This is a genomic window from Pseudoroseomonas sp. WGS1072 (assembly GCF_049340465.1).
GTDB lineage: Bacteria > Pseudomonadota > Alphaproteobacteria > Acetobacterales > Acetobacteraceae > Pseudoroseomonas.
This window is the reverse complement of sequence record NZ_JBMPSU010000001.1, coordinates 1279636-1300732: the sequence shown is the minus strand read 5'-3', so window position 1 is coordinate 1300732 and position 21097 is coordinate 1279636. Positions and strand designations below refer to the sequence as shown.

Below are 21097 nucleotides of genomic sequence, written 5' to 3'. Positions count from 1 at the left end.
CGCCATGGACGACACCGCCCCCCCGGCCGCATCCCGCCGCAGCGTCCTGCTCGGCGCCCCCGGGCTGGCCGCTCCGCTCTTCTTCGTCCGCAATGCCTGGGCCGCCGGAAAGACGGTGCAGCTCGGCACCTATCGCGGCGTGCAGGGCGAATACGTGCGGAAGCAGATCGTGCCCAAGTTCCAGCGCGACTTCGATTGCCGCGTGCTGCAGACGGAGAACGTCACGCTCGGCAATATCGCCATCCTGCGCACGCAGAAGGCGAGCCCGGCCTATTCCGTCATGATGATGGACGACGTCGGCATCCCTATCGCCAAGGCCGAGGGGCTGATCGAGAAGCTTCCGGCCGATCGCATCCCGAACCTGGCGAAGGTCTTCCCCAACTTCCTCTACAACGACAGTCACGGCGCCGCCTTCGCGATCTCCTCGGTGGCACCCTGGTTCAACGCGCAGATGGCGCATCCGCCGGCCAGCTTCGCTGACCTCTGGCACGAACGCTACCGCGGCCGCTACATGATGATCACGCCGAAGCAGACGCAGAGCGTGCAGCTTCTGGTGATGGCCGCCTCGCTGGCCACCGGCAAGCCGGTGCTGGAGGCGCAGTACGAGCTGGAGAAGGGCTGGGACAAGATGGCCGAGCTCAGGCCCAACGTGCAGACCATCTACGAGATCGTCGGTGCCGTCGCCCTGCAGATCCAGCAGGGCCAGGGCGACATCGCCGGCCCCGACTTCTCCAAATCGGTGCTTCCCTATGTCGCCCGCCGCGCGCCGCTGCGCCTGATGGAGCCGGCCGAGGGCTCCTTCGCCGGGGTCAACTGCCTGACCCTGGTGAAGGATGCGCCGGAGCCCGATCTGGGTGCCGCGCTGATCGACCGCATCCTCTCGCCCGAGGCGCAGAAAGGGTTGGCGGAGGCAACCTATGCCGCCCCTGCCGTCACCGGCATCGAACTGAACAGGGATGTCGCGGCCGTGGCGCCCTATCCGGAAAGCCGCATGCGTGACCTGAAGCTCTATGTGCTGGACTGGGATCACATCAATCCGCAGCGCAGCGCGATTGTCGACCGCTTCAATCAGATCTTCGGAGGCTGAGACCGTGACCGCCAATCCGACCGACCTGGCGCTGTCCGGCCTGACCAAGTCCTTCGGCGGCACGCTGGCGGTGGACAATGTGACGCTGCGCATCTCCGCCGGCGAGATGGTGGCGCTGCTTGGACCCAGCGGCTGCGGCAAGACGACAACGCTGCGCATGGTGGCCGGCCTGGTCCAGCCGACATCGGGCGACGTGCTGATCGACGGCTACCGCGTCACGCATATCCCGGTGCATCGCCGGAACATCGGCATGCTGTTCCAGAACTACGCGCTGTTCCCACATCTGACGGTGGCGCAGAACGTCGCCTTCGGTCTGCAGATGCGGCGGGTGTCACGGGCCGAAGTGGCCTCGCGTGTTACCACGGCCCTGCGCCTGGTGCAGCTCGACCCCTTCGCCGAGCGCCTGCCCTCGGCGCTTTCGGGCGGGCAGCAGCAGCGCGTGGCGCTGGCGCGCGCCATCGTCATCGAACCCTCCCTGCTGCTGCTCGACGAGCCGCTCGGGGCCCTCGACAAGAGCCTGCGCGAGGCCATGCAGGGCGAGATCCGTGCCATCCAGAAGCGCCTGGGCATCACCGCCGTCATGGTGACGCATGACCAGGAAGAGGCCATGACCATGGCCGACCGCATCGTGGTGATGCGTGGCGGTGTGCTGGAGCAGGTCGGCACGCCGGAGGAGGTCTACAGCCACCCGGCAAACCGCTTCGTCGCAGGCTTTCTCGGCGCCTCCAACTTCCTGCGCGGCAGCGCGCTGGGCCGGGAGGGCGGCGAAGTCGTGATGCGGCTCGACGGCGGCGGGCTGGCGCGGGTGCGCGCCGGCGCGGGCCCCGGCGGACCGCTGATCGCCATCCGTCCGGAGGCCGTTCGCCTGCAGCCGGCTTCCGCCGAGGCGCCGGTCGAGAACGGCATCCCGGGGACCGTCGAGCAGGTTCGCTATCGTGGCCAGTCCACGCATATCCACCTGCGGCTCGACGATGGCGAATCTTTCCTGGCCTATCTCTCCAATGGCGACGAGGCGGTGTCGCGGCAGGGGTTCCGCCCCGGTGACCGCATACTCGCCAGCTGGTCCAGCGCCAGTGCCACCATGATCGCCGACGCCTGAACCGGACCGCTCCGGGAAGCGCCCAGAACAATCATGATCCCCCTTGTGAACGGGGAGGACGGGCTGCCACTCCCGCGCCGCCTCCTCGCCATTCTCACCATGGCCTGCGCCGTGACCCTGAGCGGCCTCGGCACCAGCATCGTCAACCTGGCGCTGCCGGAGATCGCCCGGGACCTCGGCGCCAGCCCCAGCGGCTCGACTTGGCTGGTCAGCGGCTACCAGCTCGCCATGGCGGTCTGCCTGCTGCCCTTCGCCGCGCTGGGCGAGATCCATGGCTATCGCCGAGTCTATCTCGCCGGACTCGTGGTCTTCCTGATCGCCTCGACCGGCGCGGCGCTGTCCGGCTCGCTGGCGGCGCTCGTGGTCTGGCGCATCGCCCAGGGCGTGGGCGCGGCGGGTATCCTCAGCGTCAACATCGCCATCCTGCGTTTCGTTTATCCCGCCGCGCACCTCGGCCGGGGCATCGGCGTCAATGCGGTGATCGCCGGCGTGTCGATGACGGCAGGCCCGCCGGTCGGCGCCCTGTTGCTGGAACTCGGCGGCTGGCCGCTGCTCTTCGTGGTCAATGTGCCGCTGGGCAGCGCGGCGCTTTTGCTGGCGCTGCGCTCGGTGCCGCGCACGCCTCTGGCCGCGCATCGCTTCGACCTCGGCGGCGGCGCCTGCAGCGCGGGCATGCTCGGCCTGTTCCTGACGGCGGCGAACGGACTGGCGCATGGCTATCCGGCCTGGCTGACGGTCGGTGCCCTGGCGTTGAGCGCGGCCGCCGGCGCCAGGCTGCTGTTGCGCCGCCAGGGCGTGGCGCCGCCCGTCATGCCGCTCGACCTGCTGCGGATTCCGTTGTTCCGCCTCTCGGTGCTGACCTCTGTCCTATCCTTCGCGGCGCAGATGCTGGCCCTTGTCGTGCTGCCCTTCCACCTGGAGCGGCTGACCGGCATGAACGCCGCCCGATTGGGTATCGAACTGGCCATCTGGCCGGCCTGCACCATGGCCATCGCCGTGGTGGCGGGCCACCTCGCGGACCGCTTTTCCGCCGCCATCCTGGGCACGGCGGGTCTGGCGGTGCTCGCCGCCGGGCTGCTGGCCCTCGCCGGCATGACGGCGGAGACGGGGACGGTCGGCATCGCGTGGCGCATGGCGCTCTGCGGCCTGGGCTTCGGCCTGTTCCAGTCGCCCAACAACCGCGTCCTGATGGCGACCGCGCCCCGGGCACGCAGCGGGGCGGCGAGCGGCATGCTCGGCACCGCCCGGCTGGTGGGGCAGTCCTTGGGCGGCACGCTGGCGGCGGTCGCGCTGGCCGCCCCCGTCGCGCTCGCGCTGGAGATCTCGCTGGCCCTCGGCGCCGCCATCGCGCTGTGCGCGGCCCTGGCGAGTGCCTCCCGGCTCACCATGCGCCACGCCGCGCCGAAGCAGGCCTCCGCGGCGGCGGTGACCGAAGCCGGAATCGGCGGTGCTGAACAGAGGAGCAGTCCGTGATGACGATCGACATCCTGTTGCGATCGACCTCGCCGGTCATCCAGGCGGCGCTCGAGGCGGAAGGTTTCCGCCTGCATCGCATGGCGCCCGGCGAGGCGCCGCCACCCGCCCCGGTGCGCGAGGAGGTTCGCGTCGCCGTGACGACCGGCTTCATCGGCCTCGGCCGCGAGGTCATCGCCAGCCTGCCACGCCTGGAACTGATCTGCTGCAGCGGCACGGGCTACGAGAATGTCGATGTGCGGGCGGCGCTGGAGCGCGGCGTGACGGTGACGCACGGCTCCGGCCTGAATGCTTCGGCCGTCGCCGATCATGCCATGGCCATGCTGCTCGCCCTGATGCGCGATCTCGGCGGCTTCGACCGCGCCCTGCGCGAGGGGCGCTGGCGCGAGGCGCTGCAGGCCCGGCCGATTCCCGGCGGCAAGCGCCTGGGGCTGGTCGGCCTCGGCGCGATCGGGGAGCGGATCGCGCGGCGGGCGGAGGCGTTCGAGATGACGATCGCCTATCATAAGCGCCAGCCGCGGGCGGATGTCCCCTGGCGCTTCGTGCCCACCCTGCTGGACCTGGCGCGGGAGGCCGACATCCTCGTCATCGCCGCGCCCGGCGGCGCGGCCACCTGGCACATCGTCGGCCGCGAGGTGCTGCAGGCCCTGGGGCCGCGGGGCTTCCTGGTGAATGTCGGCCGCGGCAGCGTGGTCGATACCGCGGCGCTGGTCGAGGCGCTGGCGGCCCGGACCATCCAGGGCGCCGCGCTCGACGTCTTCGAGGATGAACCGCATGTGCCGCGGGCCCTTCTGGATGCGCCCAACCTGCTGCTGTCGCCGCATGTCGCCTCCTGGGCGCCCGAGATCCTGGAGGCCTCGGCCGATCTCGTGCGGCGGAACATCCTGCGCTTCCTCGCCGGTGAGCCCGTTCTGACGCCCGTGCCGGAGATGACGGCGGGACGCTGAACGGTCGCGCGGGGGCCTGACGCCCGCTTCGGACGCGAAGATCCGATGCCCGCAGGGATCGCTGTCCGCGAACCTTCCCGGCGTGGCAGCGGCGCCGACCTAGACCGGATCAGGCCCCGCCAGCGCCAACTATGCCGAGGGGCGCCGCGCCGCCGCCATGGCCTGTCCCATCACCCAGTCGCGGAAGGCGCGCAGCGTAGGGATGTCTTCCGCCGCCTCGGGATAGGCCAGGCAATAGGCCGCCTCGCCGCCGAGCGTCTGCCGGAACGGCGTCGCCAGCCGCCCGGCGCCGATCTCCTGCTGCACCAGGAAGCGCGGCAGCAGGGCGACGCCGAGGCCGGCGGCGCAGGCCTCGGCCACCATGGCCGTGTGCTGCATCAGCGGGCCGCGCAGCCCGTCCATGCCTTTCACCCCCGCCTGGTCCAGCCATTCCACCCATCCGCGCGGGCGCGTGGTCTGCTGGATCAGGATCTCCCGCCCCAGATCGGCCGGCGCGCGCAACCGCGCCGCGATGGCCGGCGTGCAGACGGGCAGGCGGGCATCCGGCATCAGAGGGTGCCGCCGGATGCCAGGAACGGCCTCCTCGGACATCATGATGGCGGCATCCACATCCTCCGCCGCGAAGTCCATCGGCGCCAGGCGCGTGGTGTAGTTCATGAAGTTCAGCAGCACGCCTGGATAGGCGGTGCGGAAGGCGGGCAGGCGCGGCGTCAGCCAGCGCGTGCCGAAGGTGGGCGAGACGGCGAGGTTCAGCGTGCCGCCCGTGCCGCGATGCGCCAGCAGGTCGCGCGTCGCGCCTTCCAGCCGGGCGAGGCTGACGCGCACGCGCGGGGCATAGGCGTTGCCGGCCGGGGTCAGCACCAGGCGCTGGCGGACCCGCTGGAAGAGCCGCAATCCCAGCAGCGCCTCGAGCCCCGCGAGCTGTCGGCTGACCGCGCTTTGCGTCAGCCGCAGTTCCTCGGCGGCGCGGGAGACGCTGAGATGGCGGGCGCAGGCCTCGAAGGCCTGCAGCGCGGCGGTCGGCGGGACATGGCGTCGCATCGCCGGAGTTTATTCCATTCCGTCATGAGCGCATGCCGGAGTTTCAGTTGCCGGAGAGCCCGATCCTGTCGAACCTGCGAGGCGACCGGATGCGCGGCGCCAGAACGGCACCGCCGCGACGGGAAGCGGACCGCTCGGACACTGGACCGCGCGGCCGGGGAAGATCCCGCCAGCTCGCTCGCCATGCCCATGGAGTGAGGTCGATGCCGTTCGTCTACCTTCCGCGCCGCGCCCTCGCCGGCGCCGCCGCGGCCACCGCGCTGTCTCCGCCGCTCGCCAGGGCCTCCTGGGCGCCACCCCGCCCCATCCAGGTGCTGGTGGGCTATCCCCCTGGCGGCGCGGTGGACATCCTGATCCGCGTGGTGGCGGAGGGGGCCCAGCGCCTGCGCGGCGTGCAGATCGTGCCGGAGACCCGCAGTGGCGCCTATGGCTTCATCGCGGCGCAGACGACCGCCCGCGCGGCGCCGGATGGCGCCACGCTCTGCAGCGCCATCATGGGCATGATGAGCGTGCTGCCCGCCATCCCCGGCATTCCCGTGCCGCTCGACCTCGACCGCGAGCTGACGCCGGTGGTGGCGCTCGCCGGCACGCCGATGGCGCTGGTGGCGCGGCCGGACGCGCCCTTCGCCGATATCGACGGGTTGATCGAGTATGCGCGGTCGCGCAAGGGCGCGGCGACCTATGCCTCCTCCGGCAACGGCTCCATCAACCATCTTGGCGGTGCCCTGTTCTGCGGCGCGACCGGCGTGGAGATGACGCATGTGCCCTATCGGGGCGGCGCGCCGGCGACGCTCGATGTCTCCGCCGGCCGGATCGACATGATGGTCGCCAATGTCGCCGAGGTGGCGCAGCAGATCGCCGCCGACCAGCTCAAGGGCCTGGGCGTGACGGCCAGGGAGCCGACGCCGCTGGCGCCGCAGCTCGCCCCGCTGGCCGGCCGCATCCCGGCGATGGAGATCAACAACTGGTTCGGACTGGCCGGTCCGGCGAACCTGCCGGCCGAGATCCGCGGCGGGCTCGGCCAGATGTTCCGCGACGTCGTCCATGACCCGCAGACAGCCAGGATCCTCGTCGAGCGCGGCCTGCTCCCGCTCGGCGAATTCGGCGAAGCCTTCAGCCAGCGCATCCTGCAGGACCGAGAGCGCTGGAAGAAGGTCGTGCAGGCCAACAACATCCGCGGGGACTGACCTCCGCCCCGGCTCCGCACGTATCCAGGAAAGACCATGACAGCGCCATCCTCATCCTCGCCCCTTTCCCTGGGCATCGACATCGGCGGCACCTTCACCGATCTCGTCATCCTCGATCCCGCCGACGGTCGGGCCAGCATCTGGAAGGAGAGCACGACGCCGGACGACCCGTCGCGCGGCGCGATCACCGGGCTGCAGCGGCTTCTGGCGCGCGACAGGATCGCGGCCAGCACGATCGGGCGGGTGGTTCATGCCACCACGCTTTTCACCAATGCGCTGATCGAGCGCAAGGGCGCGCCCACCGGGCTGCTGACCACCGCCGGCTTCGCCGACGTGCTGGAGATCGGGCGCGAGCGGAAGTACGAGCTCTACGACCTGTTCCTGGAAATGCCGAGGCCACTCGTTCCGCGCCCCTGGCGGCGCGAGGCGAAGGAGCGGCTGGCGCCCGATGGCAGCATCGAGCGGCCGCTGGATGTCGAGGCGACGCTCGCCGAGGTAGCCGATCTCGTGGCGCAGGGCGTCACCAGCCTCGCCATCTGCTTCCTGCATTCCTACGCCAATCCCGTGCATGAGCGGATGGCGGCGGAGGCCATCGCAGCGCGCTTCCCGCGGCTCTCGCTGTCGCTCTCCTGTGACATCGCGCCGGAGATCCGTGAATATCCTCGCACGGCCACCACCGCCGCCAATGCCTATGTCCGCCCCATCGCCGAAACCTATCTCGACACGCTGGAGGCGGCGCTCAAGCAGACAGGCATTCCGGGCGGCCTCTTCCTCATGCTCTCCAACGGCGGCCTGACGCATGTGGCCGAGGCCAAGCGCGCGCCGGTGCAACTGCTGGAAAGCGGCCCGGCGGCGGGTGCTCTGGCGGGCGCGTGGTTCGGGCGCCATGCGGGGCTCGAGCGTGTGCTGGCCTTCGACATGGGTGGAACCACCGCCAAGCTCGCCCTGGTCGACGATGGCGAGCCCCTGGTGGCCTGGGGCTTCGAGGCGGCGCGCACCAAGCGCTTCCTGCGCGGCTCCGGCCTGCCGATCCAGATCGCGACGGTGGAGCTGATCGAGATCGGCGCCGGCGGCGGCTCCATCGCGCGCCGCTCCGAACTCGGCACGCTCAATGTCGGGCCGGAGAGCGCGGGCGCGCAGCCCGGCCCCGTCTGCTACGGCCGTGGCGGCACCGAGCCCACCGTGACCGACAGCGATCTGGCGCTGGGCTACCTGAATCCCGATTTCTTCCTCGGCGGCACGATGCGCATCGATCCCGGCCCGGCAGTCGCCGCGCTGCGAGGCCTGTCCTCCCAACTGGGTCTGGAGGCCGGGCGCGCCGCGCCGGGAATCCATGACCTGGTGAACGAGAACATGGCCGGCGCCGCGCGCGTCGCCATCGCCGAGCGCGGGCGCATCCCGAGTGACTACGCGCTCCTGGCCACCGGCGGCGCGGCGCCGGTTCATGCCTGGAACGTCGCCACGAAGCTCGGCGTCTCCCGCGTCGTCTGCCCGCCCGGCGCGGGAGCGGGCAGCACCATCGGCATGCTTATGGCCCCGGCCCGGATCGACCGCGTCACCTCCCGTAACGAAGCGCTGGCGGCGGCGGACTGGGCGGAGATCACCGCCGCCTTCGAGGCGCTGGAGCGGGAGGCGCTGGAGGTCGTCGGCGACACCGGCGCCGATCTGGCCCGTTGCACGGTGCGGCGCCTCGCCGACATGCGCTATGTCGGCCAGGGTTCGGAGATCACCGTGGCCCTGCCGGAGCGGCTCGATGCGGGAGGCGTGCTGGCTGCCTTCGAACGCGCCTACCGGCAGCTGTTCGGGCGCACGCCACCGGGCGCCAATGTGCAGTTCGTGGCGCTGCGCCTGTCCGCCTCCGCGCCGATGCCGGGCGCGGGCGCGACGCTGCGGATCGGCGGCGGCGAGGCTGGCGGGGAGGCGCTGAAGGGACATCGCCGTGTCCACTTCCCCGACGCGGGAGAGATCGAGACGCCGGTCTACAACCGTTACGGCCTGGCGCCGGGCGTCGTGCTCGAGGGGCCAGCGGTCTTCGAGGAGAATGAGAGCACCTTCGTCGTCGGCCCCCGCGCGCGCATCGGCGTGCTGCCCGACGGCTCCATCCTGGCGGAGCGCGTGGCATGAACGAAACGGGCATGAACGAAACGCAGGCTGTGCGGCGCTTCGACGCCGTGGAGATCGAGTTGCTCTGGCGGCGGCTGATCTCGCTAGTGGACGAGGCGGCGGCGGCGCTGGTCCGCACCAGCTTCTCCACCCTCGTGCGGGAGAGCTACGACTTCTCCTGCGTGGTGACGGATGCCCGGGGCCAGTCCCTGGTGCAGGCGACGGAAAGCATCCCGAGCTTCATCGGCACCCTGCCCGAGACGGTCAAGCACTTCATCCGCCACTTCCCGGAGGAGACGCTGCAGCCTGGTGACGTGCTGATCACCAACGACATCTGGCTCGGCACCGGGCACCTGCCCGACATCACCGTGGCCAAGCCGATCTTCCGCCAGGGTCGGCTGGTCGCCTTCAGCGCCTCGACCGCGCATGCTCCGGATATTGGCGGCAAGATCCGCAGCCCCGAGCCGCGCGAGGTGTTCGAGGAGGGCCTGCAGATCCCGCCGATGAAGCTGCTGCGCGCCGGGCAGCAGGACGACACGCTGATCGCGATCATCCGCAAGAACGTCCGCACGCCCGACCAGACCATGGGCGACCTATGGGCGCAGGTGGTGGCGCTCGACCTGATGGAGGAGCGGCTTCTGGTGTTGATGGAGCAGGCCGGGCTGCCGCATCTGCGTGACCTGGCGGGCGAGATCCATTCGCGCTGTGACGCCGCCATGCGCACCGCCATCGCGGCGCTTCCGGATGGCACCTATACCAGCTCGCTGCAGACCGACGGGCTGATGGACCGGCCGATCACCCTGCGGCTGGCCATGACCGTCGCGGGCGACACGATCACGGCGGACTTCACCGGGACGGACCCGCAGGTGGACCGGGCCATCAACTGCGCGCTCTGCTACACCTATGCGATGACGATGTATGGGGTGAAGGTCTGCACCAGCCCCAACCTGCCGAACAACGAGGGCGCCTGGCGGCCTATCCGCATCGAGGCGCCGGCGGGCTGCATCGTCAACCCGGTCTTCCCCGCCTCGGGCGGATCGCGCATGTTGATCGGGCACTACATCCCGATGCTCGTCTTCGGCTGCCTCGGGCAGATCGTGCCGGATCGGGTCATGGCCGCCTGCGGCTCGCCGATGTGGGGCATGAACCAATCCGGCGTCACGGCGGCCGGCAAGCCCTACGCCAACATGTTCTTCTTCAACGGCGGCATGGGCGCCAACATGCGCGGCGACGGGATCTCATGCCTCTCCTGGCCGTCCAACGTGTCCTCCACGCCGGTCGAGATCACCGAGCACATCGCGCCACTCCGGGTGCACCATAAGCGCCTGCGCCCCGGCAGTGGCGGACGCGGCCGGCATCGCGGCGGACTGGGGCAGGAGGTGCTGATGGAAAGCCGCTCCGACAGCCCCATCGCCGTGTCCTTCCTGGCGGAGCGGACGCTCTTCCCGGCCTTCGGCATCGAAGGCGGCGAGGCCGGCGCGCCGGGCGTGTTGCACATCAACGGGAAGGCCGTGGATCCCAAGCGGCAATATGTGCTCCAGACGGGCGACACGGTCATGATGGCGACGCCCGGCGGCGGCGGCCATGGATCCGCGGGAGAACGGGATAGGACGTTGGAGGAGGCCGACGCCAGGCACGGGTACTGAGAAGTAGGCCTGCTCGACGCTCGAGGGAGGGTGCCGCTCCATCCGCGGGTCCGCTCGGCATTGTGCTGGAGGATGCGGGCATGGCGGGGCGTTTGCAAACGGAAGGGAAGGTGCTGGCCCGTGCTGTTAGCAACAGGCAGGGCCAGCGGGCCGGCCCTGCAACGGAGCGTGCAGCGACCTGCTGGGCGTTTTCTGCCGCCTCGGGAACTGGCGGCGCGTCGCCACCCGCCACGACCGCCCGGCTCAGGGCTTCCTCGCCCCGCTCGCCTTCATCGCCGCCGTCACGCAGCCGATCTGAATGCGTCCCCGACCTGGGCCGGACCGGCCTCGCCCTTCACAACACGATGCCGCGCGCCTTGATCAACCGGCCATAGACCTCCTGCTCCCGCCGCACCAGCGCGGCGAAGTCGTCGAGCGGCAGCGGGTCGAGGGTGACGTCGGGCGTGGCGCGGCTGCGCACCGCCTCGCTGTTCACCGCCGCCTCCAGCGCCGTGGCGAGCTTCTGCAGGATCGGCGCCGGCACGCCGGCGGGCGCCACCAACCCGTGCCAGAACTCGAAGACGACGTCGGGATGCACCGTCTCGCGCAGGGTCGGCACATCGGGCAGCGCGGCGTTGCGCTCGGCGGAGGTGACGGCGAGGACGCGGAACCGGCCGCTCTCCAGATGCGGCAGCAGGGAGAAGACCGAGCCGGCATAGAAGGGGATGCGCCCCTCGCCCATGTCGGTGACGATCGGCACCTCGCCGCGATAGGCGACGTTCTGCATGCGGACCTTCGCCTGCGCCATCATCAGCTCCATGGCGATATGCGGCGAACTGCCGTTGCCCACGCTGCCGAAGCCGATGTCGGGGTTCTTTCTGATGTGGTCGAGCGCCTGGGCGACGGTGTGGATCGGCAGCTTCGCCGTGACGGCGAAGGCGAGCGGCGCGCGATAGACGCGCAGCAGCGGGGCGAAATCCTCCAGCCGGTAGGGGATTTTTGGATAGAGGTTCGGGTTGAGCGAGAGCGTGCTCGTCGCCACCCAGCCGATGGTGTAGCCGTCCGCCGGGGCGCGGGCGACGGATTCGGCGGCGATCATGGTGTTGGCGCCCGCCTTGTTCTCCAGCACCACGCTCTGGCCGAGCGACTGGTGAAGCTGCTCGGCGATCAGCCGCGCCAGCACGTCGCCGGCGCCGGGGGCGAAGGGATAGACGAGGCGGATCGGCCGGTCCGGCCAGGCCTCCGCCGCGGCCCGGGCGCGGGGCAGGAGGGGGAGGGCGGCCAGGGCCGCGCCGAGGCCGGCGCGCCGCGTGAACATGGACATGGTCGGGGACTCCTCATCCTGTTGCGGGCGCGCCCTTCTCATGCGGCGGGGGCGCGCTTCCTTCGCTCCGAGACCGGCACCGCCCGCCGGCCGATCACCCCGGCCTCGGCCAGCCGGGCCCGCGCCCCGGCATCCAGGCCCAGCCCGGCCAGGACGGTGTCGTTGTCCTCGCCCAGCGTCGGCGCCGGGCGGCGCACCGCGAAGGGTTCGCCGCCGGCCGGCCGGAAGGGCGCGGAGGGCTGCTCGTGCGGGCCGAGGAAGGCGCGCGTGGTGGCCTGCCAGAAGCGGCGCGCCACCAGATGGGGGTTCCGCCGCAGCCGGGTCGGCCAGGCCACGACCCCGGCGGCGACCCCGGCGGCCTGCAGGGCGTGCATGGCGGCCTCGGCGCCGTGCCGGCGCGTCCAGCCGGCCAGCGCCGCCTCCAGCTCCGCCTCGCGCGCACGGCGGCCGGGCAGCCGCGCCAGGGCGGGATCGGCGCCGAGATCGGGCCGCCCGATGGCCGCGCAGAGCCGCGCCCAGGCGGGGTCGTCGGTGACGGCGACGGCCAGCCATTCGTCATCGGCGCAGGGGAAGCAGCCATGCGGCACCTGGCCGGGATGGCGGTTGCCCCGGCGCGGGCCGGGCGAGCCGGTGGCCGATTGCGCGATGATCCAGGGCGCGACCAGCGGGAACATGCATTCCACCTGCGCCAGGTCGATGTGCTGGCCCTCGCCGGTGGCCTGCCGGTGCAGCAGCGCGGTGAGCAGGGCGGCGGCGGCGTTCAGCCCGCCGATCGGGTCGCCATAGGCGAGCTGGTTGGTGATCGGCGGCCAGTCGGCCTCGCCGGAGACGGTGGGCAGGCCGGAGGCGTGCTCCAGCGTCGAGCCATAGGCGCGGGCGTCGCGCCAGGGGCCCTCGGCGCCGAAGGCCGGCATCGACAGCATCACGAGGTCCGGCCGCTCCGCCGCCAGCACCGGATAGTCGAGGCCGAGCTTCGGCAGGACCTCGCGCGCATAGTTCTCGACCACCGCATCGGCCCCGCGCACCAGCCGCTTCAGCAGATCGGCGCCCTCGGGCGTGGTCAGGTCGAGGGTGATGCCGCTCTTGTTGCGGTTCTGCACGCAGAAGCGCAGGTCGTGCTCATAGCGCCGCCCGGTGAAGAAGGCCGGCCGCGGATCGACGCCGCGCCACCAGTCCGGATACTGGCAGGCCTCGACCTTGATGACCTCGGCGCCGAGATCGGCCAGCTGCCGCGTGCAGAGCGGCCCGGCCCAGCCCATCGACAGGTCGATGATCCGCAGCCCCGCGAGCGGCAGGCCCTGTTCCCGGAAGGGACGGGGCGGGCGGGGCGGCGGTGGCGGCAGGGCATCGTCCTCGCCGGCCAGGGGCGCCCGGCCGGCGGCCAGCGGGGGCGTGCGCTCCAGGCGCTGCGGCAGGGTCGGGCCCTCGAAGCGCACCGCGCCCAGGGTGATCGCCGCGAAGGCGTCGCGGGCGCGGTGGGTCGGCGTCTCCAGCAGCCTCGCCATCTCCGGCACCACGGCGAAGGGCAGGCGGCGGCGCAGCGCCTCCTCGAACCATTCCTGCGCCGTGCGCTGCAGCAGGCGCGGCGCGAAGACCGCCTCCAGCCGGTCGGCATGGCGCAGCCGGTCGAGGGCGACGATGTGCTCCGGGTCGTCGGCCAGGCCGGGCAGGTCCAGCATCTCGCAGAAGGCACGGAACTGCTGCGGCGTGACCACGGTGACCCCGAGCCAGCCCTCCTTGCAGCGATAGACGCCGAGCGGGCTGGTGGGGGCGAAGCGGTTGACGCCGTAGCGCCGCTCGACCTCCGGATTGGTCACGCCCTGCGTCGCCTGATATTCGGCGACGCTGATATTGGCCTCGTGGATGCTCACCTCGAGCCGCGCCGCGCCGCCGCCCAGCAGATGCGCGGCCGTGGCGTTGAAGGCGGCGATGCCGCCGACCACCTCGCCGGCAATGCCCCCCAGCATGGCGGGCGGGCCCTCGGCCGGGCCGGTGCAGGCGAAGACGCCGGCCAGGGCGCGGGCGGTGATGTCGGTGGCCGCGAAGTCGCGATAGGGGCCGCTGTCGCCGAACCAGGAGATGGCGGTCCGCACCGCGCCGGGGGCGCCGAGGGGCGCGGCCTCGCGCTCGGCGCGGGGGCGGGCGTCGAGCACCACGTCGCAGGCGGCGGCCAGGGCGGCCTGTCGCTCCGGCGTCGCCGTCTGGCCGCGCTTGTTGCTGTTGAGCCAGGCGAAAAGGGCGGAGTCCCGCCCGGCGCCGGTCTCGACCAGCGGCGGCTCGCGGCGCAGCGGATCGCCGCCGGGCGGCTCCAGCTTGAACACCTCGGCGCCGAAGTCCGCGAAGAGCTTGCCGGCATAGGCCAGGGCGACGCCGCCGCCGATCTCCAGGACGCGGAAGGGTGCGAGGGGCAGGGCGCGCGGGGGCTCGGCGGGCATGGTCGGCGTTTCCTCCCCGGACGGCGGCGCGGCCGTCCATTTGTGATTTGTTATATAAGATCGGCCGCCCGGCCCGGCGTCAAGCCGGCGCCTCGGCGGAGAGCGGGCCGTTGAGCTGCGGCAGGCGGCGCAGCAACTCATCGCCATAGAGGCTGACATCGCGCTGCACGGCGAGGCGCGCCAGGCTCGGATCGCCCTCGCGCAGGCCGCGGATCACCTCCAGATGCGGATGCTGGTCGCGCGGGTGCTTCATGCGGATCTGCGTCAGCCCGGCCTGCAACGGGCCGCATTGCAGCCACAGCCCCTCGATGATCCGCAGCAGCACCGGCTGCCGCGCCAGGCCGCAGAGCGTCATGTGGAAGCGCTCGTTCTCGGCCAGCAGGTCGTCCAGCCGGCGCTCGCGCACCGCCGCCATCATCCGCTCATGGATGGCGAGCAGCATCTCCGCCCCGGCCGGCCCGCTGTGCTCGGCGGCGCGGGCGGCGGCGCGGCCCTCCAGCTCGGCGCGCAGCTCCAGGATCTCGCGGCAGCGCGCCTCGGTCAGCACCGGCACGCGGACGGAGCGGTGATCGAGCTGCTGCAGCCCGTTCTCGCTCACCAGCCGCGCCAGCGCCTCGCGCACCGGCGTCGGGCTCACGCCGAGGCCGGCGGCGAGGTCGCGCAGCTTCAGCTTCTCGCCCGGGCGGAAGCGGCTGCGCATCAGGTCCAGCCGCAGCCGCTGATAGACCTTGGCGCCGACATTCTCCGCCTGGATCACCCCCTGTTCCTCGTCCATCGCCGCTCTCCCACCTCCGATGCGGCAAGAAGGGTTGACGCCCCCGGCCCCTGGGTGGATTTTGTGATAACAAATATGACGAGGGAGCGCCAGGGCATGGCCGAGGTGAGCGTGACATCCGAAATCGCGGCGTCCGTCTGGAAGATCCAGGCCGGGCCGGGGGACCGGGTGGAGGAGGGCGACGTGCTGATGATCCTGGAGTCCATGAAGATGGAGATCCCGGTCACGGCGCCCTCGGCCGGCCGCGTCACCGCCATCCTGGTGCAGGAGGGGCAGGCGGTGGAGGAGGAGCAGGCCGTCGCGACGCTGGAGGCCTGAGATGGCCTCCCCCTCCCTAGAGGCTCCCCTGGAGGCTCCCCTGGAGGCGTCCCTGGCGGCATCCCTGGCCCCCGTGCTGATCGCCAATCGCGGCGAGATCGCCTGCCGCGTCGCGGCCACCTGCCGCCGCCTCGGCCTGCCCAGCGTGGCGGTGTATTCGGATGCCGATGCCGGGGCCCTGCATGTCGCCGCCGCCGACCGGGCGGAGCGCATCGGGCCGGCCGCGCCGCGCGAGTCCTACCTGAACATCGAGGCCATCCTGGCGGCGGCGCGGCGCTCCGGCGCCCGGTCGGTGCATCCGGGCTATGGCTTCCTCAGCGAGAACGCCGACTTCGCCGCCGCCTGCGAGGCCGCCGGCCTGGTCTTCATCGGGCCCCCGGCCGAAGCGATCCGCGCCATGGGCGGCAAGGCGGCGGCCAAGGCGGTGGCGCGCCGGGCCGGCGTGCCCGCCGTGCCGGGCTATGACGGCGAGGATCAGTCGGACGAGCGCCTCGCCGCGGAGGCGGAGGCCATCGGCTATCCCGTGATGATCAAGGCGGTGGCCGGAGGCGGCGGACGCGGCATGCGGCGCGTGGCGCGACCCGGCGATTTCGCCGCCGCGCTGGAGGGCGCCCGGCGCGAGGCCGCCGCCTTCGGCGACACGCGGCTGCTGCTGGAGAAGCTCGTCTCCCGCGCGCGGCACATCGAGGTGCAGGTCTTCGCCGATGCCCACGGCCATGTGGTGCATCTGGGCGAGCGGGACTGTAGCCTGCAGCGGCGCAACCAGAAGCTGGTGGAGGAATCCCCCGCGCCGGGGATGACGGCGGCGCTGCGCGAGGAGCTTGGCCGGCGTGCCGTGGCGCTGGCGCGCGCCGTCGGGTATCGCGGCGCCGGCACGGTGGAGTTCGTCGCCGATGCCGGCGCGGAGGATGGTGCCGATGCCGGCGCGGGGCATGCCGGGGCGCTGGCCGCCGACCGCGTCTGGTTCATCGAGATGAACACGCGGCTGCAGGTCGAGCATCCGGTGACGGAGATGGTCACCGGCCTCGATCTGGTGGAGTGGCAGCTCCGCGTCGCCGCCGGCGCGCCGCTGCCGCTGCGGCAGGAGGAGATCCGCCTCGAGGGCCATGCCGTGGAGGCGCGGCTCTGCGCCGAGGACCCGGCGCGCAACTTCCTGCCCTCGCCCGGCACCCTGGCGGCGCTCGCCCTGCCGGAGCCGGGGGGAGGGCTGCGCGTCGATGCCGGCATCCGCGCCGGCGACAAGGTGACGCCCTTCTACGATCCGATGCTGGCCAAGGTGATCGTGCACGCGCCGGACCGCGCCGCGGCGCTGGCCGGCCTCGCCGCCGCGCTGCGCCGGGCGCGGGTCGAGGGCATCCGCTGGAATGCCGGCTTCCTGGCCGATCTGCTCGACACGCCGGAGATGGGGGAGGCGGCCATCGACACCGGCCTCGCCGAGCGCCTCCGCCCCCGCCTGACGCCGCCGCGCGCGGCCTGACCGAAAGGCTCCCGATGCTGAACGCCATTTCCCTCTCCCGCCCCGCGGCCCGGCCGTTGCGCGCCGCGCTGCTGGCGCTGGGCGGCAGCCTGGCCATCGCCGCCTCGGCCCAGGTGCAGGTGCCGCTGCAGCCCGTGCCGATGACGCTGCAGAGCCTCGTCGTGCTGCTGGTCGGCATGGCCTACGGGCCGCGCCTCGGCGCCGCCACCCTGGCGCTCTACCTGGCCGAGGGGCTGGTCGGCCTGCCGGTCTTCGCCGGCTTCAAGGCCGGGCCGGCGGCGCTGCTGGGCCCGACCGGAGGCTACCTGCTGGGCTTCCTGCCCGCCGCCGCCCTGGCCGGCGCGCTGGCCGCGCGCGGGTGGGGCCAGGGCTGGGCGCGTGGCGCCGCCACCCTGGCGCTGGGCCATGCGGTGATCCTGGCCGCCGGCGTCTCCTGGCTGGCGGTGCTGGCGGGGCCGGCGGTGGCCGTCAGCGCCGGGCTGCTGCCCTTCCTGCCGGGCACGGCGGTGAAGGTGGCGCTGGGCGCGACGCTGCTCGCCGCGTTGCGGCGGCGTGGCGCGGAGGCCGGCCGATGAGCTGGCAGCCCGAACTGGACGAGCTGCGCGCCCGCGAGGCGATGGCGCGCGAGCTGGGCGGCGCCGACAAGGTGCGCCGCCAGCACGATGCCGGGCGGCTGACCGTGCGCGAGCGGGTGGAGGGGCTGGTCGATGCCGGCAGCTTCCGCGAGACCGGGGCCATCGCCGGCAAGGCGCAGTACGACGAGGCGGGCCGACTCAGCGGCTTCCAGCCCTCCAACTGCGTCTTCGGCCGCGCCGAGCTGAACGGCCGCCCGGTCGTCGTGGTCGGCGACGACTTCACGGTGCGCGGCGGCTCGGCCGATGCCACGATCCGCGAGAAGCCGATCATGGCCGAGCGGCTGGCGCACGACTTCCGTCTGCCGCTGATCCGCATGATCGAGGGCTCGGGTGGCGGCGGCTCGGTGCGCACCATCGAGACCACCGGGCGCGCCAACCTGCCGGGCGGCATCGGCGGCGGCTGGCTCTACCACTACACCACGGAGAATCTCAGCGTCGTGCCGGTGGTGGGGCTGGGGCTCGGCTCGGTCGCCGGTCTCGGCGCCGCGCGGCTGGCCTCGACCCATTTCTCGGTCATGACCAAGGAGACCGCCTCGATGTTCGTGGCCGGCCCGCCCGTGGTGGCGCGGCTGGGCCAGACGCTGGAGAAGAAGGCGCTGGGCGGCTGGGAGATCCAGACGCGCAGCGGCGCCATCGACCATGCCGTCGATACCGAGGCGGAGGCCTTCGCCTGCGCCCGGCGCTTCCTCTCCTACCTGCCCTCCTCGGTCCATGAGCTGCCGCCGCTGGCGGCGCCCGGGGATCCGAAGGACGATCCGGCGCGGCGTGACGAGAAGCTCTTCACCGCCATCCCGCGCGACCGCCGGCAGGTCTACAAGATCCGCCCGATCATCGAATCCGTCGTGGACCAGGGCAGCTTCTTCGAGATGGGGAAGATGTTCGGCCGCTCCATCGTCACCGGCCTGGCGCGGCTCGACGGGCATCCGGTGGCGGTGATGGCGAGCGATCCCTTCTTCTACGGCGGCTCCTGGACCGCCGACACCTGCCAGAAGGTGATCCGCTTCCTCGACCTCGCCGAGACCTTCCACCTGCCCGTGGTCTATCTGATGGACTGCCCGGGCTTCATGATCGGGCTGGAGGCGGAGAAGGCGGCGACCATCCGCCTCGGCGTGCGTGCCATGGCGGCGCTGAACCAGACGACGGTGCCCTTCTGCACCATGATCCTGCGCAACGCCTTCGGCGTCGCGGGGGTGGCGCACCAGCCGGCCGGGCGGCTCTCGCTGCGCTATGCCTGGCTCTCGGCGCGCTGGGGCTCGCTGCCGCTGGAAGGCGGCATCGAGGCGGCCTACCGCGCCGAGCTGGACGAGGCGGCGGACCCGAAGGCGAAGCTCGCCGAGATCGAGCAGCGGCTGGAGCAGCTCCGCTCGCCCTTCCGCACCGCCGAGGCCTTCTGGGTCGAGGAGATCATCGACCCGCGCGACACCCGCCGCCTGCTCTGCGAGTTCGCGCATCTGGCCCGGCCGCTGCTGGAGCCGCGCCCCTCGGGGCTGCGCATGCGGCCGTGAGGCAACCCCGCCGGGCGCGGGCCGCCCGGCGGCGCGACCATGGGGAAGCAATGGGAAGGGGACGGATCATGGCGATGCGGCGGCTCCATGGCATGGCGGCGGGTCTGGCGGCCCTGCTGTTCTGCTCCGCGCCACAGGCCCAGGGCTTCCCGGAGCATCCGCCCCGCATCCTGGGCGGCTTCGCGGCGGGCGGCACCAGCGACATCGTCAACCGGCTGATCGCCGAGGCGGTGGCGCCGGACTTCGGCCAGCGCCCGGTCGTGGAGGTGCGGACCGGCGCCAACGGCTTCATCGCGGCCGCCGAGGCGGCACGTGGCGCGCCGGACGGGCTGACCGTCGTGCAGTGCTCCACCGGCCTGCTCACCATCAGCCCGCAACTGCCGGGCGCGCAGATCCCGATCGATCCGGCGCGGGACCTCGTGCCGATCGCCAATGTCGCGCATTCCAGCCAGGTGATGGTGGTCTCGGCCCGCTCGCCCTATCGCAGCGTGGCCGAATTCGTCGCCGCGGCGCGCGAGCGGCCCGGCCGCCTGACCTTCGCCAGCGCCGGCATCGGCTCGGTCTCCCATCTCTCCGGCGCCCGCCTCGCGCGGGTCGCGGCGCTGGAGCTGGTTCATGTCCCCTATCGTGGGGCGGCGCCGGGCGTGCTGGACGTGGCGGCCGGGCGCGCCGACACCATCATCACCAATCTTGGCGACGTGGTGGCGCAACTGGGCGAGGGGCTGCGCCTGCTCGCCTTCGCCGATGGCATTGGCTCGCCGCGCTTCGCCGGCGTGCCGCAGGTCTCGGACACCCTGCCGGGCTATGCGGTGAGCGGCTGGTTCGGCCTGTGTGGTCCGCGCGGCCTGCCGCCGGCGCTGGCCGCGCGCTGGTTCGAGGCGCTGCGCAGCGGCTTCGACGATCCCGCGCTGCGGCGGCGCCTGGAGGAGAACGGGCTGGTGCTGCGGCTGGAGGACAGCGCGGCCTTCGCCCGCACCGTCGCGGCGGACCGGCAGGGCTGGGGCGAGGTGATCCGCGCCGCCGGCATCCGGGCCGAATGAGTACAGGCCGAACAAGATCCGCCTGGGGAAGGAAACACGGAATGAGAAGGCTTCTGGGACTGGCGCTGCTGGGCGCCGGATTGCTGCCGGGCATGGCCCTGGGGCAGGCCGCCCCGCCCGCCGGGGAGACGCTCCGCATCATCGCCGGCTTCTCGCCCGGCGGCACCAGCGACATCATGGCGCGGCTGATGGCGGAAGCCATGGCGCCCGTCCTCGGCCAGCGGGTGCTGGTCGAGAACCGCACCGGCGCCAATGGCTTCATCGCCGCCGAGGCGGTGGCGCGCGGCCCGGTGGATGGCAGCGTGGTCTTCCAGTGCCCGATGGGCACCATGACCATCAGCCCCGAGCTGCCCGGTCTGACGCTGCCGGTCGATCCGGGCCAGGACCTGATCCCGGTCGCCAATGCCACCCTCTCCCGCTACGGCGTGGCGGTGGGCGCGCGCAGCCCCTACCGCAGCCTGCAGGACGTCCTGGCCGAGGGGCGGAAGCGGCCGGGGGCGCTGAGCTATGCCTCGGCCGGCGGCGGCTCGGCGCAGCACCTCTCGGGCGAGCGGCTGAGCCGGATGGCCGGGCTGCAGCTGCTGCACGTGCCCTATCGCGGCGCGGCGCCCGCCATGCTGGACGTGATCGCCGGCCGGGCGGACCTCATCATCAGCAATCTCGGCGACATGATCCGCCAGGTGGAGGGCGGCGAGCTGCGCCTGCTGGCGGTGGGCGACAGTGGCGAGCTGGAAGGCTATCCGGGCCTTGCCAAGCTGCCGGAGGTCGTGCCGGGGCTGGAGGTGGTCGGCTGGTTCGGCTTCTGCGGGCCGCGTGGCATGGCGCCGGAGGCGGTGGCGCGCTGGTCCGGCGCGGTGAGGACAGCGCTGGAGAATCCGGAGCTGTGGAAGAAGCTGCTGGGCAACGGGCTGACGCCGCTCTTCGAGGACCAGGCGGCCTTCGGCGCGCGCATGGCGCGCGACCGCAGGCTCTGGGGCGAGACGATCCGCGCGGCGGGCATCCGGGCGGATTGAGGTCCGTGCCGGG

17 protein-coding genes are annotated in these 21097 nt (G+C 72.5%); 13 read left to right on the top strand and 4 right to left on the bottom strand.

Annotated elements, in window-relative coordinates; translation table 11 throughout:
- Nucleotides 1–4 precede the first annotated feature (4 nt).
- The 4 genes from ACF3NH_RS06190 to ACF3NH_RS06175 are packed head-to-tail and all read left to right on the top strand — an operon-like array spanning nucleotide 5 to nucleotide 4606.
- Entirely contained in the window at nucleotides 5–1087 is a 1083-nt protein-coding gene (locus tag ACF3NH_RS06190; RefSeq protein ID WP_198367170.1) for an ABC transporter substrate-binding protein, read from the top strand.
- A 4-nt stretch (nucleotides 1088–1091) separates the two neighbouring features.
- Nucleotides 1092–2186, top strand: a complete 1095-nt coding sequence (locus ACF3NH_RS06185; protein WP_422922242.1) for an ABC transporter ATP-binding protein — start codon at nucleotides 1092–1094, stop codon at nucleotides 2184–2186.
- Nucleotides 2187–2219: 33 nt separating this feature from the next.
- Nucleotides 2220–3659 (top strand): MFS transporter, encoded by a 1440-nt coding sequence (locus ACF3NH_RS06180; RefSeq protein WP_198367172.1) that lies wholly within the window; start codon nucleotides 2220–2222, stop codon nucleotides 3657–3659.
- Nucleotides 3659–4606: a 2-hydroxyacid dehydrogenase gene (locus ACF3NH_RS06175; protein WP_422922241.1), complete on the top strand. Its 948-nt coding sequence runs from the start codon at nucleotides 3659–3661 to the stop codon at nucleotides 4604–4606. The genes ACF3NH_RS06180 and ACF3NH_RS06175 overlap by 1 nt, the downstream gene beginning before the upstream one ends.
- A gap of 129 nt (nucleotides 4607–4735) precedes the next feature.
- Here ACF3NH_RS06175 and ACF3NH_RS06170 read toward each other — a convergent pair whose 3' ends face one another.
- Nucleotides 4736–5647: a LysR substrate-binding domain-containing protein gene (locus ACF3NH_RS06170; RefSeq protein ID WP_198367174.1), complete on the bottom strand. Its 912-nt coding sequence runs from the start codon at nucleotides 5645–5647 to the stop codon at nucleotides 4736–4738.
- Nucleotides 5648–5850: 203 nt separating this feature from the next.
- On the opposite strand from ACF3NH_RS06170, the gene ACF3NH_RS06165 reads away from it, so the two are divergent.
- Genes ACF3NH_RS06165 through ACF3NH_RS06155 form a run of 3 tightly spaced genes read left to right on the top strand, consistent with a single transcriptional unit; the run spans nucleotide 5851 to nucleotide 10583 of the window.
- Nucleotides 5851–6834 (top strand): Bug family tripartite tricarboxylate transporter substrate binding protein, encoded by a 984-nt coding sequence (locus ACF3NH_RS06165; RefSeq protein ID WP_422922240.1) that lies wholly within the window; start codon nucleotides 5851–5853, stop codon nucleotides 6832–6834.
- Nucleotides 6835–6870: 36 nt separating this feature from the next.
- The gene (locus ACF3NH_RS06160; protein WP_422922239.1) at nucleotides 6871–8958 is read left to right on the top strand and encodes a hydantoinase/oxoprolinase family protein; all 2088 of its coding nucleotides are present in this window, start codon (nucleotides 6871–6873) and stop codon (nucleotides 8956–8958) included.
- Between the two features lie 11 nt (nucleotides 8959–8969).
- Complete coding sequence (locus tag ACF3NH_RS06155) at nucleotides 8970–10583, top strand: hydantoinase B/oxoprolinase family protein (RefSeq protein WP_198367177.1); 1614 nt, start codon at nucleotides 8970–8972, stop codon at nucleotides 10581–10583.
- A gap of 334 nt (nucleotides 10584–10917) precedes the next feature.
- Here the strand turns inward: ACF3NH_RS06155 and ACF3NH_RS06150 are convergent, their stop codons facing one another.
- The 3 genes from ACF3NH_RS06150 to ACF3NH_RS06140 all read right to left on the bottom strand — a co-directional run bounded on the left by ACF3NH_RS06150 (nucleotide 10918) and on the right by ACF3NH_RS06140 (nucleotide 15096).
- Entirely contained in the window at nucleotides 10918–11886 is a 969-nt protein-coding gene (locus tag ACF3NH_RS06150; protein ID WP_198367178.1) for a Bug family tripartite tricarboxylate transporter substrate binding protein, read from the bottom strand.
- A gap of 38 nt (nucleotides 11887–11924) precedes the next feature.
- Complete coding sequence (locus ACF3NH_RS06145; RefSeq protein WP_422922238.1) at nucleotides 11925–14321, bottom strand: CaiB/BaiF CoA-transferase family protein; 2397 nt, start codon at nucleotides 14319–14321, stop codon at nucleotides 11925–11927.
- Between the two features lie 79 nt (nucleotides 14322–14400).
- Nucleotides 14401–15096, bottom strand: coding sequence for a GntR family transcriptional regulator (locus ACF3NH_RS06140; RefSeq protein ID WP_198367180.1), 696 nt, complete (start codon nucleotides 15094–15096; stop codon nucleotides 14401–14403).
- Between the two features lie 96 nt (nucleotides 15097–15192).
- On the opposite strand from ACF3NH_RS06140, the gene ACF3NH_RS06135 reads away from it, so the two are divergent.
- From ACF3NH_RS06135 to ACF3NH_RS06110, 6 genes are all read left to right on the top strand, one after another.
- Nucleotides 15193–15414 carry a biotin/lipoyl-binding carrier protein gene (locus tag ACF3NH_RS06135; RefSeq protein WP_198367235.1) on the top strand — a complete coding sequence of 74 codons (222 nt, stop codon included), beginning with the start codon at nucleotides 15193–15195 and terminating at the stop codon, nucleotides 15412–15414.
- Nucleotide 15415: 1 nt separating this feature from the next.
- The gene (locus tag ACF3NH_RS06130; RefSeq protein WP_422922237.1) at nucleotides 15416–16891 is read left to right on the top strand and encodes an acetyl-CoA carboxylase biotin carboxylase subunit; all 1476 of its coding nucleotides are present in this window, start codon (nucleotides 15416–15418) and stop codon (nucleotides 16889–16891) included.
- A gap of 14 nt (nucleotides 16892–16905) precedes the next feature.
- On the top strand, nucleotides 16906–17466 hold the full coding sequence (locus tag ACF3NH_RS06125) for a biotin transporter BioY (RefSeq protein WP_198367182.1): 561 nt from the start codon (nucleotides 16906–16908) through the stop codon (nucleotides 17464–17466).
- Nucleotides 17463–19031, top strand: a complete 1569-nt coding sequence (locus ACF3NH_RS06120) for an acyl-CoA carboxylase subunit beta (protein ID WP_198367183.1) — start codon at nucleotides 17463–17465, stop codon at nucleotides 19029–19031. The genes ACF3NH_RS06125 and ACF3NH_RS06120 overlap by 4 nt, the downstream gene beginning before the upstream one ends.
- Nucleotides 19032–19105: 74 nt before the next feature.
- Entirely contained in the window at nucleotides 19106–20071 is a 966-nt protein-coding gene (locus ACF3NH_RS06115) for a Bug family tripartite tricarboxylate transporter substrate binding protein (protein WP_422922236.1), read from the top strand.
- 41 nt (nucleotides 20072–20112) lie between these two features.
- On the top strand, nucleotides 20113–21084 hold the full coding sequence (locus ACF3NH_RS06110; protein ID WP_422922235.1) for a Bug family tripartite tricarboxylate transporter substrate binding protein: 972 nt from the start codon (nucleotides 20113–20115) through the stop codon (nucleotides 21082–21084).
- Nucleotides 21085–21097 lie beyond the last annotated feature (13 nt).

What these genes read in the sequence shown, in the direction of transcription:
- ACF3NH_RS06190 (WP_198367170.1), top strand. Translation starts at nt 5, where the DNA reads ATGGACGACACCGCCCCCCCGGCCGCATCCCGCCGCAGCGTCCTGCTC.
- ACF3NH_RS06180 (WP_198367172.1), top strand. Translation starts at nt 2,220, where the DNA reads ATGATCCCCCTTGTGAACGGGGAGGACGGGCTGCCACTCCCGCGCCGC.
- ACF3NH_RS06175 (WP_422922241.1), top strand. Translation starts at nt 3,659, where the DNA reads ATGACGATCGACATCCTGTTGCGATCGACCTCGCCGGTCATCCAGGCG.
- ACF3NH_RS06170 (WP_198367174.1), bottom strand. Translation starts at nt 5,647, where the DNA reads ATGCGACGCCATGTCCCGCCGACCGCCGCGCTGCAGGCCTTCGAGGCC.
- ACF3NH_RS06165 (WP_422922240.1), top strand. Translation starts at nt 5,851, where the DNA reads ATGCCGTTCGTCTACCTTCCGCGCCGCGCCCTCGCCGGCGCCGCCGCG.
- ACF3NH_RS06160 (WP_422922239.1), top strand. Translation starts at nt 6,871, where the DNA reads ATGACAGCGCCATCCTCATCCTCGCCCCTTTCCCTGGGCATCGACATC.
- ACF3NH_RS06155 (WP_198367177.1), top strand. Translation starts at nt 8,970, where the DNA reads ATGAACGAAACGCAGGCTGTGCGGCGCTTCGACGCCGTGGAGATCGAG.
- ACF3NH_RS06150 (WP_198367178.1), bottom strand. Translation starts at nt 11,886, where the DNA reads ATGTCCATGTTCACGCGGCGCGCCGGCCTCGGCGCGGCCCTGGCCGCC.
- ACF3NH_RS06145 (WP_422922238.1), bottom strand. Translation starts at nt 14,321, where the DNA reads ATGCCCGCCGAGCCCCCGCGCGCCCTGCCCCTCGCACCCTTCCGCGTC.
- ACF3NH_RS06140 (WP_198367180.1), bottom strand. Translation starts at nt 15,096, where the DNA reads ATGGACGAGGAACAGGGGGTGATCCAGGCGGAGAATGTCGGCGCCAAG.
- ACF3NH_RS06135 (WP_198367235.1), top strand. Translation starts at nt 15,193, where the DNA reads ATGGCCGAGGTGAGCGTGACATCCGAAATCGCGGCGTCCGTCTGGAAG.
- ACF3NH_RS06130 (WP_422922237.1), top strand. Translation starts at nt 15,416, where the DNA reads ATGGCCTCCCCCTCCCTAGAGGCTCCCCTGGAGGCTCCCCTGGAGGCG.
- ACF3NH_RS06125 (WP_198367182.1), top strand. Translation starts at nt 16,906, where the DNA reads ATGCTGAACGCCATTTCCCTCTCCCGCCCCGCGGCCCGGCCGTTGCGC.
- ACF3NH_RS06120 (WP_198367183.1), top strand. Translation starts at nt 17,463, where the DNA reads ATGAGCTGGCAGCCCGAACTGGACGAGCTGCGCGCCCGCGAGGCGATG.
- ACF3NH_RS06115 (WP_422922236.1), top strand. Translation starts at nt 19,106, where the DNA reads ATGCGGCGGCTCCATGGCATGGCGGCGGGTCTGGCGGCCCTGCTGTTC.
- ACF3NH_RS06110 (WP_422922235.1), top strand. Translation starts at nt 20,113, where the DNA reads ATGAGAAGGCTTCTGGGACTGGCGCTGCTGGGCGCCGGATTGCTGCCG.